We start from the raw sequence: 18,192 nt of genomic DNA, 5'->3' as shown, positions 1-18,192 counted from the left end.
ATAAATATGTTATATATCGCTGTTGCTTTACTAATCGGTTTAGGTGCTTTAGGTACCGCTATCGGTTTTGGTTTACTAGGTGGCAAATTCTTAGAGTCTGCTGCACGTCAACCTGAATTAGCACCTCAACTTCAAGTAAAAATGTTCATCGTAGCAGGTCTTATTGATGCTATCGCAATGATCGGTGTTGCTATCGGCTTATACCTATTATTCGCAGTTGGTGCTTAATTTTTTTTAAGTTGTTATTTACGCGAATTAGAATAGGAGATACATAAATGAATCTTAATATGACCTTAGTTGGTGAATTAATCGCATTTATCGTATTCGTAATTTTTTGTATGAAGTTTGTATGGCCACCAATTATTGGTGCTATAGAAGCGCGTCAAGCGACTATCGCTGACGGACTTGCTGCTTCAGATCGTGCTGCTAAAGAACTTGAGCTTGCTCAAGAGAAAGCAACAGCACAACTAAGAGAGGCGAAAGCTCAAGCTGCTGACATTATTGAAGCAGCTAAGAAGCGTGAAACTCAATTGGTAGAAGAAGCTGCAGTTAAAGCCCAAGCTGAGAAAGAAAAAATCTTAGCGTCAGGCCATGCAGAAATAGAAACAGAACGTAATCAAGCAAAAGAAGAACTTCGTCAACAAGTTGCAGCTTTAGCTGTAGCTGGCGCAGAGAAAATTCTTGAACGTTCAATCGATGCCGCTGCACATAGCGACATTTTAGATAAACTTGTAGCTGAACTTTAAGAGGGATAGAGCTTATGTCTGAATTGACAACCGTTGCTCGTCCCTACGCTAAAGCAGCGTTCGATTTTGCTGTTGAAGCAAATACCATTGATAACTGGTTATCTATGTTAGTATTTGCTGCAGAAGTTTCTGAAAATGAAACAATGACAAACTACCTTAGTGGTGGTGTGTCTTCTGATCAAGCTGCAGACTTATTTTTAAAAGTTTGTGAAGATCAACTCGATAGCAATGGCCAAAACTTTATAAAAGTAATGGCAGAAAATGAACGTTTGTTGGTACTACCACAAGTTCTTATTCAATTTAGTATTTTAAAAGCTGAATATGAAAAAGAAGTTACTGTGGATGTAACATCTGCTGTTGAATTAGTAGCGGATCAAGTAACTACATTAAGTGCCGCGCTTGAAAAGCGTTTGGCTCGAAAAGTAAAGCTCAATTGTATTGTAGACGCGAACGTGGTTTCTGGCTTAATAATTAAAGCTGGTGACATGGTAATAGATGGTTCAATACGAGGTAAATTGAGCCGCTTAGCAACAACAATGCAATCATAACGGGGACAGAGCATGCAACTGAATTCCACTGAAATCGCCGAACTGATCAAAAATCGTATTGAAAAGTTTGACGTAGTTAGTGAAGCTCGTAACGAAGGTACTATCGTTTCTGTAACTGACGGTATCATTCGCATCCATGGCCTTGCAGATGTAATGCAAGGTGAGATGATCGAACTTCCTGGCAGCCGCTTCGCAATAGCGTTAAACCTAGACCGAGATTCGGTAGGTGCGGTAGTTATGGGCCCATATGCGGACCTAGCTGAAGGCGTAAAAGTTAAAAGTACTGGCCGTATTTTGGAAGTACCAGTAGGACGTGGCTTATTAGGCCGCGTAGTAAACACATTAGGTGAACCTATTGACGGAAAAGGACCTATCGAAAACGATGGTTTCTCTCCTGTTGAAGTAATGGCACCAGGTGTTATCGAACGTAAATCTGTTGATGAACCTGTACAAACAGGTATTAAATCAATTGATGCAATGATTCCTATCGGTCGTGGTCAACGTGAACTTATCATTGGTGACCGCCAGATCGGTAAATCAGCGATTGCACTAGATGCAATCATCAACCAGAAAAACACAGGCATTAAGTGTGTTTATGTAGCTATTGGTCAAAAAGCCTCTACTGTTGCGAACTTAGTTCGTTCTTTAGAAGAGCACGGCGCGTTAGATAATACTATCGTTGTTGTTGCCGGTGCTTCTGAGGCTGCTGCATTACAATACTTATCAGCTTACTCTGGTTGTACTATGGGTGAATACTTCCGTGACCGCGGTGAAGATGCGTTAATCGTATATGATGATTTGTCAAAGCAAGCAGTTGCTTACCGTCAAATTTCATTATTATTACGTCGTCCGCCAGGTCGTGAAGCATACCCAGGTGACGTTTTCTATCTTCACTCTCGCTTATTAGAACGTGCTGCTCGTGTAAACGAAGCTTACGTTGAGAAATTCACTAATGGTGAAGTTAAAGGCAAAACAGGTTCTTTAACAGCATTACCAATTATTGAAACTCAAGCGGGTGATGTATCAGCATTCGTACCAACAAACGTTATTTCAATTACCGATGGTCAGATCTTCTTAGAATCTAACCTATTTAACTCAGGTATTCGTCCTGCTGTTAACGCCGGTATCTCTGTATCACGTGTTGGTGGTGCTGCTCAAACGAAAATCATCAAGAAACTTGGTGGTGGTATCCGTTTAGCATTAGCACAATATGCTGAGTTAGCCGCATTTGCTCAATTTGCATCTGATTTAGATGACGCGACTCGTGCTCAATTAGAGCATGGACAACGTGTTACTGAGTTGATGAAGCAAAAGCAATACAGCCCATTATCAATCGCTGAAACAGCCGTATCATTGTTTGCCGCAGAAAAAGGCTATTTAAATGATGTTGCTATTGAAAAAGTAGTTGATTTTGAAGATGCACTTCGTTCATACGTGAACAGTGATCACGCTGAGCTTATGGCTACTATCAACGAAAAAGGTGACTATAACAAAGATATCGAAGCTGGTTTAGCTAAAGCAATTGAAGCTTTTAAAGCTACTCAAACTTGGTAATTTAGTTAACCTTTTCGCGGAGAATTAGTCATGGCTGGTGGTAAAGAGATTAAATCAAAGATCGGAAGTGTAAAAAACACACAGAAGATCACCAGCGCAATGGAAATGGTTGCAGCTAGTAAAATGCGCAGAGCGCAAGATAGCATGGCTGCATCTCGTCCATACGCTGAAAATATGCGAAATGTGATCGGTCACATCGCGCTTGGTAATTTAGAGTTCAATCATCCTTATATGGTTGAACGCGAAGTTAAGCGCGTAGGTTATATCGTTGTATCAACAGACCGTGGTTTGTGTGGTGGTTTAAATATTAATTTATTTAAACAAGTACTTGCTGATGCTGGTAAACAGCAAGCAGCTGGCGCCGAAGTTGAATTTGCAGTTGTTGGCTCTAAAGCTACTGCATTTTTCAACAATATGGGTGCTAAAATCACTTCACAAATTTCAGGTTTAGGTGACGAACCTTCACTTACTGATTTAATTGGTAGTGTGAAAGTGATGTTAAATGCCTATGATAATGGTGATATAGATAAGTTGTTTGTTGTGTATAACAAGTTTGTTAATACAATGACGCAAAAACCGACAATCGATCAACTTTTACCTTTGCCTAAGTCAGATGATGACGCAATTAAGCATCGCTGGGATTATATATACGAACCAGATGCTCAAGCTTTGCTTGAACAACTACTTGTTCGTTATACAGAGTCTCAAGTATATCAAGGTGTGGTTGAAAACCTCGCATGTGAACAAGCCGCTCGTATGATTGCAATGAAAGCTGCAACAGATAATGCGGGTGACTTAATTGATGATTTACAATTGGTATATAACAAAGCTCGTCAAGCAAGTATTACTCAAGAATTGGGTGAAATTTGTGCTGGCGCGGCAGCGGTATAAGCAAAGGTTCTTTGTTTATTTTATTAGTAAATAAGAGCACAAGATTAGAGGATTAAACATGAGTACAGGTAAAGTCGTCCAAATCATTGGCGCAGTTGTGGATGTAGAATTCCCACAAGATGCTGTACCTCAGGTATATGACGCATTAAATATAACCGAAGGTGACCTTAGTGGCTTAGTACTAGAAGTACAACAGCAACTTGGTGGTGGCGTAGTTCGTACTATCGCTATGGGTTCTTCAGATGGTTTGCGTCGTGGTCTGAACGTAGTAAACACAGGTGATAACATTCAAGTTCCAGTTGGTACTGCAACTTTGGGTCGTATCATGAACGTTTTGGGTGAGCCTATTGATGAAGCTGGCCCAATCGGCGAAGAAGAAAAATGGTCAATTCACCGTGCGGCTCCAGCTTATGCTGACCAAGCGATGTCTAATGAACTATTAGAAACTGGTATCAAAGTAATCGATTTAGTATGTCCATTCGCTAAGGGTGGTAAAGTTGGTTTATTCGGTGGTGCTGGTGTTGGTAAAACCGTTAACATGATGGAACTTATTCGTAACATCGCGATTGAGCATAGCGGCTACTCAGTATTTGCTGGTGTAGGTGAGCGTACTCGTGAAGGTAACGATTTCTACCATGAAATGAACGATTCTAACGTACTTGATAAAGTATCGTTAGTTTACGGCCAAATGAACGAGCCTCCAGGAAACCGTTTACGTGTAGCGTTTACTGGTTTAACAATGGCTGAAAAATTCCGTGACGAAGGTCGTGACGTATTATTTTTCGTAGATAACATCTACCGTTATACACTTGCTGGTACAGAAGTATCTGCATTGTTAGGTCGTATGCCATCAGCCGTTGGTTACCAACCAACACTTGCTGAAGAAATGGGTGTTCTTCAAGAACGTATTACGTCTACGAAGAAAGGTTCAATCACTTCAATCCAAGCGGTATACGTACCTGCAGATGATTTAACCGATCCATCACCAGCTACAACCTTTGCTCACTTAGATGCAACAGTTGTACTTTCTCGTGACATCGCTTCGCAAGGTATCTACCCTGCAATCGATCCACTAGATTCTACTTCGCGTCAATTAGATCCGTTAGTAGTAGGTGCTGAGCATTATGAAACAGCTCGTGGCGTTCAATCTACATTACAACGTTATAAAGAACTTAAAGATATCATTGCTATCTTAGGTATGGATGAGTTATCAGAAGAAGACAAGCTTGCGGTAAACCGTGCTCGTAAGATTCAACGTTTCTTATCACAACCGTTCTTCGTTGCTGAAGTATTCACAGGTTCTCCTGGTAAGTACGTATCACTTAAAGACACTATCAGTGGCTTTAAAGGATTACTTGCTGGTGAATTTGATGATTTACCTGAGCAAGCTTTCTACATGGTTGGTTCTATTGAAGAAGCAACTGAAAAAGCTAAAAACATGTAATGAAGGCTGGCGACTAACTGCTTAAGTAAACTACTAAGTCTATTTAGTCGCCCATTTGGAGGTCAACATGGCAATACTTTCTGTAAATCTTAATGTAGTAAGTGCTGAAGAGAGCATATTCTCTGGTAGCATAGAATCATTACAGATAGCAGGTAGCGAAGGTGAATTAGGTATTATGCCTGGTCACGCACCTTTGCTGACCTCACTAAAACCTGGTATGGCAAGAATCGTTAAGAAAGGTGGTGACGAAGAAGTTATTTACCTTTCTGGCGGTATGCTTGAGGTTCAACCAAACAATGTTACTGTATTAGCAGATGTAGCTATACGTGGTGATGATTTGGACGAAGAAGCTGCATTACAAGCTAAAGAAAGAGCAGAAAAGCACTTAAATGATCATGGCGGAGACGTCGATTATGCAGAAGCTGCATCTGAATTAGCTCGTGCAGTAGCACAATTACGTGTTATCCAAGCTTCAAGTAAAAAATAGTTTAAACTTTAACACTTAGTTTTAGTGATACAAAAAGGCGACCTTTACGTTAAGTAAGTGGTCGCTTTTTTTATGGGAAAATAGTTACAATAGACAAGCAATACATCTTTAATCTGATAATGGAATAAAAAAATGTCTCTTTCAGTCGTAATCTTAGCCGCAGGTAAAGGTACTCGCATGCGATCTTCTTTACCTAAAGTGTTACACCCTATAGCGAATAAACCTATGGTAAATCATGTCATCGATGCTGCTAGGCAGGTTAATGCTGAAAATACCTACGTAGTCTATGGGTTTGGCGGCGATGTACTTAAAGCTAAAGTACAAGGTGATGACTTAACTTTCGTAGAACAAAAAGAGCAATTAGGTACTGGACATGCAGTTGATATGGCATCACCATTTTTAAAAAATGATGAAGATGTATTAGTACTATACGGTGATGTACCACTTACAAAGGTTTCTACCTTAAATAGATTGATTGATGCTAAACCTGAAAACGGTATGTCATTGTTAACGGTTCATTTAGGTAATCCTAATGGTTACGGTCGTATAATGCGTAATAACAACACCGTTGTTGGTATTGTTGAACAAAAAGATGCTAACGCTGAGCAATTATTAATTAATGAGTGTAACACTGGAATTCTACTAGCGAATGGTGGTGATTTAAAAAGATGGCTTGCAAACTTATCAAACGATAATGCTCAAGGCGAATATTACCTTACTGATATTATTGCTGCTGCTCATCAAGAAGGTAAAAAAATAGCTACAGCGCATCCTGATAGCGAAATAGAAGTAGAAGGTGCAAATAACAGAGTTCAATTAGCATCACTTGAAAGAGCTTTTCAATATCGTCAAGCAGAAGAATTGATGATTGCAGGTGCAAGTATACTTGACCCAAATCGTATCGATATTCGTGGTGAAGTAACCGTAGGTCAAGAAATTACAATAGATGTGAATTGTATTTTTGAAGGTAAAGTTACAATAGCTGATGGTGCAAGAATAGGTGCAAACTGTATTATTATTGATAGTACTATTGGTGAAAATGCAGAAATTAAACCTAATTCAGTTATTGAAGGCGCAATTATAGGCGAAAATGCTTCTGCTGGTCCTTTTGCTCGTATTCGTCCAGGTTCTGAATTAAAGCAAAATGCCCATATTGGTAATTTTGTTGAAATGAAAAAAACTGTATTAGGTGAAGGCTCTAAAGCAGGTCATTTATCTTACTTAGGTGATACTGAAATAGGTAAAAACTCTAATATAGGTGCAGGCACAATTACCTGTAATTATGATGGTGTTAATAAATTTAAAACCATTATCGGTGACAATGCTTTTATTGGTTCAAATGCATCAATCGTAGCGCCTGTGAATATTGGTAATATGGCAACAACGGCAGCTGGTTCAACTATAGTAAAAGATGTGAAGGATGATGAACTAGCCGTTGCTCGTGGTAAACAACGTAATATAGATGGTTGGCAGCGTCCCACTAAAAAATAATTATAATAAAGTACAAGGATGTAGAATGAAAAAATTAATAACAGCATTACTATTATTTATAGGTAGCGCGTCATTAGCTCAAGAAGCGTTAACACTTGAAGATATTGTTAGTATTCCTGATATTAGTGATGTTCGATTAGCACCCAATGGAAAATACATTGCTTATTCATTACGTGTAAATACGAAAAAACATAAAGGCGTACTCATTAAGATGTACAACACCGAAACGGAAGAAGATAAACAACTCGTCTATTCCGCTAACGAAAAGTACATTATAACTAATAGTTATTGGGCAAATAATGAGACACTTTTTGTTACAGCTAAGTTTCCAGCCAAGAGATATAGAACACCTACAACTGAAACTAGATTATTAAAAGTAAATATTCATACTGGTAAAATTTCACCAGTAATTCCAAAATCTGTCTATCAAAAAATGAAGTTTATTCCAAACGTTCAAACATCTGTTATTGATTTATTACCTAATGATAAAGACCATATTCTCATGTCTTTAGGTGGTTTTATAAATGGTATAGGAGAAGCTGTTTATCGTTTACCTATTTCAGATAAGGGTAAACGGAAAAAAATTCAAAATGTAAAAGGTAATGTAACTGATTGGATCACAGATGCTAATCATAAGGTACGCATTGCAATACATAGAGATGAAACAACATATACAATAAAAGAAAAACTGCCAACAGGTAAGTTTAAAGATCTTTGGGTGTTTGAGGCATTTTCAAGTAACCAAGTATGGCCCTTAGCATTTGGAGCAGATAATAATATTTTATTTATTAGAGCGCTTTATAAAGACAAATATGCTATTTACAAAGTAAATTTAAATGATGAAACATTAAAAAAAGAGTTAGTTTTTTATGATGAAAATTACGATATTGATGGGCGTTTACGAAAATCTAAAGAAACAAATGAAATAGTTGGTGTTAGTTACAGGTATTGGGATGAAGAGTATAAAAAATTAGTAAAAATGATTGATGAAGCGTTACCTGATACGGATAACTTATTACTGGATAAAAGTGCAGACGGAAATAAGTATATATTATTAGCAACTAGCGATAATCAACCTGGTATATACCTTATTGGTGACAAAAAAGCTAAAACACTTAAAGTACTTGCTTATAAATATCCTAAATTAGAAACAGAGCTATTAGCAACTAAGAAAAGAGTAAAATACCAAGCTCGAGATGGATTAACTATAGAAGGATATTTAACGTTACCAAAAATTAAACAAGAAAAAAATCTACCTACTATTATTTTCCCTCATGGTGGCCCAATAAGTTACGACAGCGGCGGGTTTGATTATTGGACACAATTTTTTGCTAATAAAGGCTATGCTGTTTTTCAAATGAATTTTAGAGGGTCATCAGGCTATGGGCATGACTTTATGAAACAAGGTATTGCTTCATGGGGACAAGCTATGCAAGATGATGTGGAAGATGGAACTCGTTGGCTTATACACGAAGGCATTGCAGATAAAAATAAAGTTTGTATTGTTGGTGCTAGTTATGGTGGTTACGCGGCCTTAATGGGAGGAATTAAAACTCCTGAATTATACAAGTGTATCGTAAGCTTTGCTGGCGTTACAGATATTGAAAAGTTAGTTAAGTCACATAGAAAGTATACGAATTATGATATTGTAAAAAAACAAATTGGTAGCGATTATGACAAATTATGGGATGCTTCACCTTTAAAACATGCAAAAAAAATCAAATCGCCAGTACTGTTAATTCATGGATCTAAAGACAGAGTTGTAGATTATAAACATTCAGAATATATGTACGATGAACTTATAGATGAAGATAAAATAGTTGATTATCTTGAAGTGGAAGGGGCAGATCATTATTTAAGTAACAACGAAGATAGGCTAGAAACTTTTAAAAAGTTAGACAAATTTTTAGATAAATACTTACCTATACATTAAAAAAGAGTTTCCTTTATATAAAAAAAGAGCAACTATACGGTTGCTCTTTTTTTTGCTTTATTGATATTGTTTCGCTTTAAGGTATAATTCCTTTCGAATCGAAACTTAGGAGATGCTTTTTGTCAAAACGTAATACCCAACAAAGACGACATACAATCATTACTCTACTTAACTCACAGGGAGAAGTAGGTGTTGATGAATTAGCAAAACGGTTTGATACATCAGAAGTAACGATTAGAAAAGATCTTGCTATATTAGAAAATAGCGGATTATTACTTCGTCGATATGGCGGTGCAGTACCATTACCGAAAGAGATAACAGACAATAAAGATGAGAACCTTTCGCAGCGAAAGATAATGATTGCCCAAAAGGCTGCAATGATGATCAAAGATCACAATCGAATTATTATTGATAGCGGTCACACAACGTCAGCATTAGTGTCTGAATTAAATAACAAGAAAGGGTTAGTGGTTATGACTAACTCTTTAGCTATAGCGAATAAACTACAAACATTAGAAAATGAACCTACATTATTGATGACCGGTGGAACTTGGGATACTCATTCTGAATCATTTCAAGGTCAAGTAGCTGAAAACTCTTTAAGATCTTATGATTTTGATCAGCTATTCATCGGTGCTGATGGTATAGATTTAGATCGCGGTACAACAACCTTTAACGAGTTAATTGGCTTATCACGTGTAATGGCAGAAGTGTCGAGAGAAGTTTTTGTTTTAGTTGAATCAGATAAATTTAATAGAAAAATACCCAATGTAGAAATACCAATAAATCAAATACATACAGTAATAACTGATGATGATTTATCGCTTGAAAAGCGTAAACAGCTTATAGATCAAGGCTTAAACTTGATTATAGTTAATTAAAGAATAGAGAAATTAAAGTAAAGGAAGAGTTATGTGTGGAATAGTTGGTGCAGTTGCACAGCGTGATGTAGTAGATATTTTAGTAGAAGGTTTACGACGCTTAGAATACCGAGGCTATGATTCTGCTGGTGTTGCAATTGTTAGCGATAACAAGATTAATCGCGTTCGTCGATTAGGTAAAGTACAAGAGTTAGCTGATGCGGTTAAACTTAACCCTCTTACGGGTGGTACAGGTATTGCTCATACGCGCTGGGCTACTCATGGTGCTCCAAGCGAGATCAATGCACATCCACACGTTTCTAGCGAAAACATTGCTGTTGTTCATAATGGAATCATAGAAAATCATGATGAACTTAGAACGCAATTGTCGGGTTTAGGTTATGTATTTGTCTCTGAAACAGACACTGAAGTTATTGCCCACTTAGTACATCATGAACTTAAAACATCACAAAACCTTACTCAAGCTGTTCAAAAAACAGTTAAGCAACTTGAAGGTGCTTATGGCACAGTTGTATTAGACACTAATGATAAAGATCGTGTTGTTGTTGCTCGTTCTGGTAGCCCCTTAGTAATAGGCTACGGTGTGGGTGAAAACTTTATCGCATCAGACATGATGGCATTATTACCTGTTACTCGTAGATTTGCTTTCTTAGAAGAAGGTGACGTTGCTGAAATAACACGCTTTGAAGTTAATGTATTTGATGTTGATGGAAAACCAGTTATACGCGAAGCAAAAGAGTCTGAAGTATGTCACGACGCTGGCGATAAAGGTGAATATCGTCACTACATGCTAAAAGAAACTTACGAACAACCAACAGCAATAAGAAATACCCTTGAGGGGCGTTTTACAGAAAACACTATTCAAACAGACGCTTTTGGCAAAAATGCAGACGAAATATTTAAAAATATAGAACACGTTCAAATCATCGCCTGTGGTACCAGTTATCACTCAGGTATGGTGGCACGTTACTGGTTAGAGTCATTAGCGGGTGTTTCTTGTAATATCGAAATAGCGAGTGAATTTAGATACCGTAAATCTCATGTACCAAAAAATGCATTACTAGTTACTATCTCACAATCTGGTGAAACTGCCGATACACTAGCAGCGTTACGTTTAGCTAAAGAGATTGGTTATCAATCAAGTTTAAGTATTTGTAACGTACCAGGTTCGTCATTAGTACGCGAATCAGACTTAGCTTTTATGACTAAAGCTGGCGTCGAAATTGGCGTAGCATCAACGAAAGCTTTCACAACTCAGTTAGTGGGTTTATTGATGATGACTATAGCGATTGGTTCACATCATGGTATGAGTATAGAAACTCAAGCTGAAATCACAGGCTCATTGCAAAAATTACCGAACAAATTAGAAGAAGTCCTTGCGCTAGCAAGTTCTATTGAAGATTTAGCGGAAGACTTTGCTGATAAACATCATTCATTATTTTTAGGTAGAGGTGATCAATACCCTATCGCAATGGAAGGTGCTCTTAAGCTTAAAGAGATTTCTTATATTCATGCTGAAGCATATGCAGCGGGTGAGTTAAAACATGGTCCATTAGCGTTAATAGATGCTGAAATGCCCGTTATTGTTGTCGCGCCTAAAAATGACTTAATTGAAAAATTAAAATCAAACGTAGAAGAAGTCAGAGCGCGTGGCGGCTTAATGTATGTGTTTGCTGACGTAGATGCTAAGTTTGAAAGTGATGAAACAATGAAAGTAATTAACGTACCTCATTGCGACGATATTATTGCGCCAATCGTTTACACCTTACCATTACAGTTACTTTCTTACTATGTAGCTATCATCAAAGGTACGGATGTGGATCAGCCACGTAACTTGGCAAAGTCTGTTACTGTTGAATAAGTCTTTATATCTACTATTAGGTCTATTACATCAAGATGCACTTTGAATACGCATCTTGAATGTTAATGAGGATTACTTATTTAAATCAATAACTCAGCCTGATGTTGTATACATATTATTTAAAAAACGATACCGTTAAACGTATCGTTTTTTGTTATTAAGCGTTATTAAAATCGTACATATTAATAGAGTTTTCATATAAATTAAACTGAACATCTATGGCACTATATTTTGAGTAAGTTATATCATTTTATTCGTAATATTTGGTATTAATTAAAAAAAATTATGTGATATAATTATCGGCTGATTAGGTTAACTTATTATCTGATCTCTGGCGTGAGTAATACAACCATTTAAGTCGTAAATAGGGCTAGTTGCATACTTATATAACTCTCCATTGATATAAGGTAAATCGCTTTGCGTGTTACGCCGCCCTAATATTCCTAATACAAAGCCATTCAATTAAGTGTGGCACCCTCATACCGTTTTTCGGTGGGCGCGTCAGTGCCAGAATTATTAATAAACAATTAAAAAGCGTTAAAGCATTAAATAAATTTTAGCTTAATAATATTGGGCTAAATATCGCATAGGCGTTTTGTTAAACTTATTACAAGGTTATTTATGTTAGAAAAAATGAAACTAGATTGGCTCTCTAATGTTCGAGGCGATCTACTCGCAGGTATTGTTGTAGCGTTGGCTTTGATCCCTGAAGCTATCGCTTTTTCTATTATTGCAGGTGTTGACCCTAAAGTAGGTTTATACGCATCATTCTGTATCGCTGTTATTATTGCTGTTGTTGGTGGACGCCCAGGAATGATCTCTGCGGCCACAGGTGCTATGGCATTGTTAATGGTAACCTTGGTGAAAGAGCATGGGCTTGAATATCTTCTTGCTGCAACCTTGCTAACAGGTGTTTTTCAAATATTTGCTGGTTATTTAAAGCTGGGTAGTTTAATGCGGTTTGTTTCTAGCTCAGTAGTCACTGGCTTTGTAAACGCACTGGCTATTCTTATCTTTATGGCGCAATTACCAGAGCTTACAAACGTTACTTGGCATGTATATGCTATGACAGCAGCAGGACTTGGTATTATTTATTTATTCCCGTACTTACCTGTTATTGGAAAAACTATCCCATCTCCATTGGTATGTATTGTTGTATTAACTGGTGTTGCTATGACCGTAGGGCTAGATATTCGTACTGTTGGTGATATGGGCGAATTACCTGATACTTTACCTATCTTTTTATGGCCAGACGTACCATTAAACTTAAATACATTAATGATTATTTTACCTTATTCAGTGGGGCTTGCTGTAGTTGGTTTACTTGAATCTATGATGACAGCAACGATTGTTGATGACTTAACCGATACAAAAAGTGATAAAAACCGTGAGTGTAAAGGCCAAGGTATTGCAAACATTGGTGCTGGCTTAATGGGCGGTATGGCAGGTTGTGCCATGATTGGTCAATCTATTATCAATGTAAAATCAGGTGGTAGAGGCCGATTATCTACTTTTGTTGCTGGTTTATTTTTGATCATCATGGTGGTGTTTATGGATGAATGGATCAAGCAAATTCCTATGGCTGCACTTGTTGCCGTAATGATCATGGTTTCTATTGGTACTTTCTCTTGGACATCAGTTATTAATTTAAAGAAAAACCCGCTTTCAAGCAGCATTGTTATGCTCTCAACCGTTGTAGTGGTAGTTGCTACGCATAACTTAGCTATGGGTGTATTAGTCGGTGTGTTATTAGCAACCTTATTCTTTGCCAATAAAATTGGGCGTTTCATGGTAGTAAAAGCTGAAAAAACCGGTGAAGACGTTCGTACTTATCAAGTTATTGGGCAAGTCTTTTTTGCTTCCTCTGAGCAATTTGTTGAGTCGTTTGACTTTAAAGAAGCAGTAACTAAAGTTGTTATTGATTTAACTAATGCACATTTTTGGGATATAACATCAGTATCAACACTTGATAAAGTTGTTATTAAGTTTAGGCGTGAAGGTGCAGAAGTCGAAATTATTGGTATGAGTGAAGCAACAGAAACAATTGTTGATAAGTTTGGTGTACATAACGATCCGAAAGAAGTTGAAAAATTAATGGCCGGACACTAGGAGACAATCATGAAAAATATTATTACATGTGTAGATAGTTCGGCTTATGCGGATGATGTATGTAACGCAGGTATTTGGGCAGCCAAAAAACTGAATAAAACGCTCTTATTTTTACATGCTATTGAAAAGGTGAATACATCTGTAGTAGAAAACTTAAGTGGTAGTATTGGTTTAGGTGCTCATTCCTCTTTACTTGAAGAGATGTCTTTATTAGATGAACAGCGCAGCAAACTAGCATTAACGGTAGGTAAAGAAATGCTAGATCAGGCTTGTGAAATAGCAACTAAAAATGGCTGTAGCTCAGTTGATAAAACTCAGCGCCATAGTGATATCACTGAAGCTATTTGTGATCTTGAAGCTGATGCCCGTTTTATTGTTATTGGTCGTTCAGGTGAAAACCACGGCAAAAACTTTAAAGCTTTAGGTTCGCACATTGAACAAATAATCCGTCAGGTTAACACGCCTTTACTTATTGCTAATAAAGGCTTCAAAGAGCCTAGCAACTTTATGTTGGCTTACGATGGACGAGAAACTGCTGACAAAGCTGTTAAGCGCATTATAGATGGTGGATTACTTCATAACCTAACTTGTCATTTAGTGACAGTAAAAAATAAGCAAAGTACTTTAGCTGAGAAATTTGAGCAAACTAAAAACTTACTAATAGAAAGTGGGTTTAATGTTACAGCCAGCTTTTTAGAAGGTAATATTTATGATGCTTTAATGAATTATAAAGCTGAAAATAAAATAGAAATGTTGGTGATGGGCGCATTCTCCCATTCTAAAATCGCTCAGGTATTTTTAGGTAGTAATACGTTAAAAATGATGGAAAATACAAACTTACCTATGGTGATTTTGCGTTAACATTATTAGGTAGCTTGGCGCACAGTAGCGTGAATGTTTTATAATATTTATTGTAAATTTTGATAAAAAAAGCGACATATTCATAAAGAATAGTCGCTTTTTTTTGATATTTAAACATTATAAATAAGCTTAAAATCTTTGTCTAATATTAGGCTAGTCGTTATTAACCACAACTAAAGAATTGATAGTATTTAATAAACTGTTGACCCAATTAGCATACTGGCGATGAATTTCTTTACCATTGTATTTCAAATTGGCTGAGTCAATATATTCAATTGATACGAGTTTGCTATCATAAGTAATTAATATGTCTAGGCGATGTTTGCGAATATTCAAGGTTGCTCTTATTTTTCCTTCTTCTACTTTTACTGGTTTCCATCCTTTTAAAATTGCCGCTTGTATAATTGACTTCTCTACTTGTTGCTGAGTTATTTCATTATTACCATAGTTAGTAATAGGCTGATTTAAATAGCTTGGCATAGGAATTGTAGTTTTACATCCTGAAACTATTACTATTAAACAAGCAAAAAATATAACTTTTAAACTTTGCATTTTTATCCCTTAAATGAACTGATATCACTATAAATCGATCATCCCTACTGCTTAAAATAGACTAATTTTATAATGAAACCGTTATAACTGTATTTTAAATACACGAATGTAAATTATATCGTAACTAAATGATTTTTGATAACTTATTTAAATACACCTATATATGAAGGGATAGAAATATCTAACTTCATATCAGTACTTGTTAATAAGCCTGTTTTCACATCACGCTTTAGAACCGTTACGGTATTAGAATTTTGATTAGCAATTAATAAGTGATCTTGGTTAGCCGACAATGTGATATCTCTTGGCCAGTTACCTAATGTAGTATGAGATTGAATAAACTTAACTTTTCCATCATCATTGATTTTTAACACAGCTATTTCATTAATACCTCTCACGGCAGCATAAAGGTATTGGCCATCGTTAGATATTTTTATCGCAGATGAAATGTTTTTATCCCCTCTTCCTTCTGCAATTTCTACGTGTTGAGTTTGAGTTAACTTGCCTGTTACTTCATTTTGAGTAAATACAGCAATAGTATTTGTTAACTCGTTAACCGCATATACCCAAGGTTTTGTAGGATGAAAAATCATATGTCGAGGGCCGTCACCAGCAGGTAACTTGGCAGCTACAGAAGGAGTGAAGGTTTTATCATTTGAGTTAAAAACTTTTATTTCATCAGTTCCTAAGTCGACTGAATATAAAAATTTACCTGCAATATCCCAAGTTACAAAATGCATATGTGGCTTTTCTTGTCGCAAGCTTGGTCCTTTACCTGAATTTTTAAAGTAACCTGCTTTTGATAATTCTTGTGTTTGTGTATCAACATTAAATAAATGTACGTCACCAGAGCCGTAGTTAGCTATAGCTATTTGAGTTTCTTGTGGGTTTAATGAAATATGGCAAGTACCTTGGCCTAAATCTTTCATTTGTTGTGCTAAATTATATTGTCCTAACTCATTGTTCCAAGTAAGGCGATCTACACTGCCTGATGTACTTCCTGTTGCTGCAAACAATGTTGATTGATTTTTTGATAGAGCTAAATAAGAAGGATTTTCAGCGGTCGCAATTACACCTTCATTAGTAAATGATTGTGTTGTTGGGTCTAATGTTACCTTATATACACCTTTACTCGACTCTTTAGTGTAAGTACCAATTAAAAAATGCTCTTTGGTCTCTACCATTGGTGATGCGTTATTTTCTGTTGTTTTACAACTTGTTAGCATTATAAGAGAGCTGACAAGTGCTGATTGTATTATTTTTTTAGATATAAAGTTCATTCGAGTCCTTGTTATCGAAATGTTTTTTAATGGCATTATCATATATAAATTCGTAAATATTTATACAATTAATCATTCATTTGAAATGTATAAGTTAAAAATTTTTTGTTTGAGGATCATTCACGATATTTTTTATAATCGGGATGAAACTCTAGAGCGTCACACCAAGTACTAAAGTTTGTTTGATTATATAAATTACTTGCTGCTGAATACCATTTTGATGCTTTAAAAGGCTCTAATATAAACTTCTTTTTATGGCCATCAATAGCGATGTAACAAGCTAAGGTTATTGTAGTTTCATTGGTTACCTTTATTCTTGGTACCCCTTGAGCATTAGTGCTATGTTCTATATTTACTTTTGGTAAAGCTTGTACCGAAAAAGAAACAGCTCCTAAAAAAGCTAAATAAAAGCAATATATTGTAATTAAATATTTATCCATATTTTCAAGCGCTTAATTTAAAATGAGTTAATAAACTATAACCAAAAGTTAAGTATTGATAAAAAAAATGCGATTATTTAATATTTACTATTGAAAGCTTGAATAGCTGTCACCATAACCTTATAAGAAATTCATATATGCTGCTATCTTTGAATAAAATAACCAGTAGCGATAATAAAAGAGAAAATAAAAATGGCTAATAATGTTCCAGTAAGAAGCGATCAGCATAAAAATTTAAAAGTAGCATCACAGCGTAACTTAGCACATGTAGCAGATCAACACATTGCACCTATTAACGCGTTAGAGTTTGCACAAGCAGCAACTAGCTACCCTGTTATCTTGGTAAAAGATCCTGAATCATCACGTTATCGTAGTGTTGTTATGTTAGGTTTAGAGGCTGGCGAAAATTTATATTACAGTGAAGATAAATGGGACGCTATTTATGTTCCACAAGGTATCTCTATGGTGCCATTTGGTTTAGGTTTAGATCCAGAAAAAGAAAAAACATTAACTACCTGTATTGATTTAGACAGCTCGTTTGTTGGTGAAGATAAAGAAAACGCTCTTTTTGATGCAGACGGTAAAGATACTGATTTTTATAAAAATGTACAAGATTCATTAGGTCGCTTATATGAAAGTGAAATAATGACAGATAAGTTTATAAAAGAATTAGAAGAAAATAACTTATTAATGGAGTTAGAACTTAATATTACTTTTAGCAACAATCAAACTAAAAAATTAGTAGGTTTGTTTGGTATTAATGAAGCAAAACTTCAAGATTTATCTGATGAAAAGGTTGTCGATTTCCACAAACGTGGCTTATTTATCCCTATTCATGCAATGTTAGGTTCAATTGCTCAAGTTAATCGTTTAGCGCAACTACGTAATTTAAGTAGTTCAGAACAAAAAATTGCTGGTATTAAATTTACACCGGTTGTTGCTGAAGAAAAAAAATAAAAAATACAGATAGTTATATTTAAAGGGGCTTAGGCCTCTTTTTTATTGCCTGAAATAAAAAAACTCTACTTTTTTATAAAGGTAAATTAAGTGATGTTTTTAATAAATTTTTAAACGTGGTATTTAAACTCAATTAGTTCTGAAAATTATTCATTAA

At 36.0% G+C, this 18,192-nt stretch carries 17 protein-coding genes; 14 read left to right on the top strand and 3 right to left on the bottom strand.

Annotated features, from left to right (window positions below; genetic code table 11):
* Positions 1–6 precede the first annotated feature (6 nt).
* From atpE to ACM9HF_RS13410, 13 genes are all read left to right on the top strand, one after another.
* A complete protein-coding gene (atpE, locus tag ACM9HF_RS13470; RefSeq protein ID WP_076417406.1) occupies positions 7–228 on the top strand; it encodes a F0F1 ATP synthase subunit C in 222 nt (73 codons plus the stop codon).
* A 47-nt stretch (positions 229–275) separates the two neighbouring features.
* Positions 276–746 carry a F0F1 ATP synthase subunit B gene (gene atpF, locus ACM9HF_RS13465; protein ID WP_473609475.1) on the top strand — a complete coding sequence of 157 codons (471 nt, stop codon included), beginning with the start codon at positions 276–278 and terminating at the stop codon, positions 744–746.
* 14 nt (positions 747–760) lie between these two features.
* Complete coding sequence (gene atpH, locus ACM9HF_RS13460; protein WP_473609471.1) at positions 761–1,294, top strand: F0F1 ATP synthase subunit delta; 534 nt, start codon at positions 761–763, stop codon at positions 1,292–1,294.
* A 12-nt stretch (positions 1,295–1,306) separates the two neighbouring features.
* On the top strand, positions 1,307–2,848 hold the full coding sequence (gene atpA / locus ACM9HF_RS13455; protein ID WP_473609467.1) for a F0F1 ATP synthase subunit alpha: 1,542 nt from the start codon (positions 1,307–1,309) through the stop codon (positions 2,846–2,848).
* 30 nt (positions 2,849–2,878) lie between these two features.
* A complete protein-coding gene (atpG, locus tag ACM9HF_RS13450) occupies positions 2,879–3,739 on the top strand; it encodes a F0F1 ATP synthase subunit gamma (RefSeq protein ID WP_077339682.1) in 861 nt (286 codons plus the stop codon).
* A gap of 58 nt (positions 3,740–3,797) precedes the next feature.
* Positions 3,798–5,183: a F0F1 ATP synthase subunit beta gene (gene atpD / locus ACM9HF_RS13445; RefSeq protein ID WP_077339684.1), complete on the top strand. Its 1,386-nt coding sequence runs from the start codon at positions 3,798–3,800 to the stop codon at positions 5,181–5,183.
* Between the two features lie 67 nt (positions 5,184–5,250).
* The gene (locus ACM9HF_RS13440) at positions 5,251–5,670 is read left to right on the top strand and encodes a F0F1 ATP synthase subunit epsilon (RefSeq protein ID WP_077339686.1); all 420 of its coding nucleotides are present in this window, start codon (positions 5,251–5,253) and stop codon (positions 5,668–5,670) included.
* Positions 5,671–5,802: 132 nt separating this feature from the next.
* Positions 5,803–7,161, top strand: coding sequence for a bifunctional UDP-N-acetylglucosamine diphosphorylase/glucosamine-1-phosphate N-acetyltransferase GlmU (gene glmU / locus ACM9HF_RS13435; protein ID WP_473609456.1), 1,359 nt, complete (start codon positions 5,803–5,805; stop codon positions 7,159–7,161).
* 25 nt (positions 7,162–7,186) lie between these two features.
* Positions 7,187–9,094: an alpha/beta hydrolase family protein gene (locus tag ACM9HF_RS13430; protein ID WP_473609453.1), complete on the top strand. Its 1,908-nt coding sequence runs from the start codon at positions 7,187–7,189 to the stop codon at positions 9,092–9,094.
* Between the two features lie 119 nt (positions 9,095–9,213).
* Complete coding sequence (locus ACM9HF_RS13425) at positions 9,214–9,975, top strand: DeoR/GlpR family DNA-binding transcription regulator (RefSeq protein WP_473609449.1); 762 nt, start codon at positions 9,214–9,216, stop codon at positions 9,973–9,975.
* 31 nt (positions 9,976–10,006) lie between these two features.
* Positions 10,007–11,836, top strand: a complete 1,830-nt coding sequence (gene glmS / locus ACM9HF_RS13420) for a glutamine--fructose-6-phosphate transaminase (isomerizing) (RefSeq protein WP_473609446.1) — start codon at positions 10,007–10,009, stop codon at positions 11,834–11,836.
* Positions 11,837–12,457: 621 nt separating this feature from the next.
* Positions 12,458–13,945, top strand: a complete 1,488-nt coding sequence (locus ACM9HF_RS13415) for a SulP family inorganic anion transporter (protein WP_473609441.1) — start codon at positions 12,458–12,460, stop codon at positions 13,943–13,945.
* 9 nt (positions 13,946–13,954) lie between these two features.
* The gene (locus tag ACM9HF_RS13410) at positions 13,955–14,806 is read left to right on the top strand and encodes a universal stress protein (protein ID WP_473609438.1); all 852 of its coding nucleotides are present in this window, start codon (positions 13,955–13,957) and stop codon (positions 14,804–14,806) included.
* Positions 14,807–14,959: 153 nt separating this feature from the next.
* On the opposite strand, the gene ACM9HF_RS13405 is transcribed toward ACM9HF_RS13410, so the two are convergent.
* From ACM9HF_RS13405 to ACM9HF_RS13395, 3 genes are all read right to left on the bottom strand, one after another.
* Positions 14,960–15,358, bottom strand: coding sequence for a hypothetical protein (locus ACM9HF_RS13405; protein ID WP_473609434.1), 399 nt, complete (start codon positions 15,356–15,358; stop codon positions 14,960–14,962).
* Positions 15,359–15,501: 143 nt separating this feature from the next.
* Positions 15,502–16,638, bottom strand: coding sequence for a lactonase family protein (locus ACM9HF_RS13400; RefSeq protein WP_473609431.1), 1,137 nt, complete (start codon positions 16,636–16,638; stop codon positions 15,502–15,504).
* Positions 16,639–16,754: 116 nt separating this feature from the next.
* A complete protein-coding gene (locus ACM9HF_RS13395; RefSeq protein WP_473609428.1) occupies positions 16,755–17,078 on the bottom strand; it encodes a hypothetical protein in 324 nt (107 codons plus the stop codon).
* A 192-nt stretch (positions 17,079–17,270) separates the two neighbouring features.
* Here ACM9HF_RS13395 and ACM9HF_RS13390 point away from each other — a divergent pair, with 192 nt between their 5' ends.
* Positions 17,271–18,035 (top strand): SapC family protein, encoded by a 765-nt coding sequence (locus ACM9HF_RS13390; RefSeq protein ID WP_473609424.1) that lies wholly within the window; start codon positions 17,271–17,273, stop codon positions 18,033–18,035.
* Positions 18,036–18,192 lie beyond the last annotated feature (157 nt).

The organism is Colwellia sp. RE-S-Sl-9 (genome assembly GCF_048296855.1).
Classification (GTDB): domain Bacteria; phylum Pseudomonadota; class Gammaproteobacteria; order Enterobacterales; family Alteromonadaceae; genus Pseudocolwellia.
This window is presented reverse-complemented; position numbering and strand designations above follow the sequence as displayed.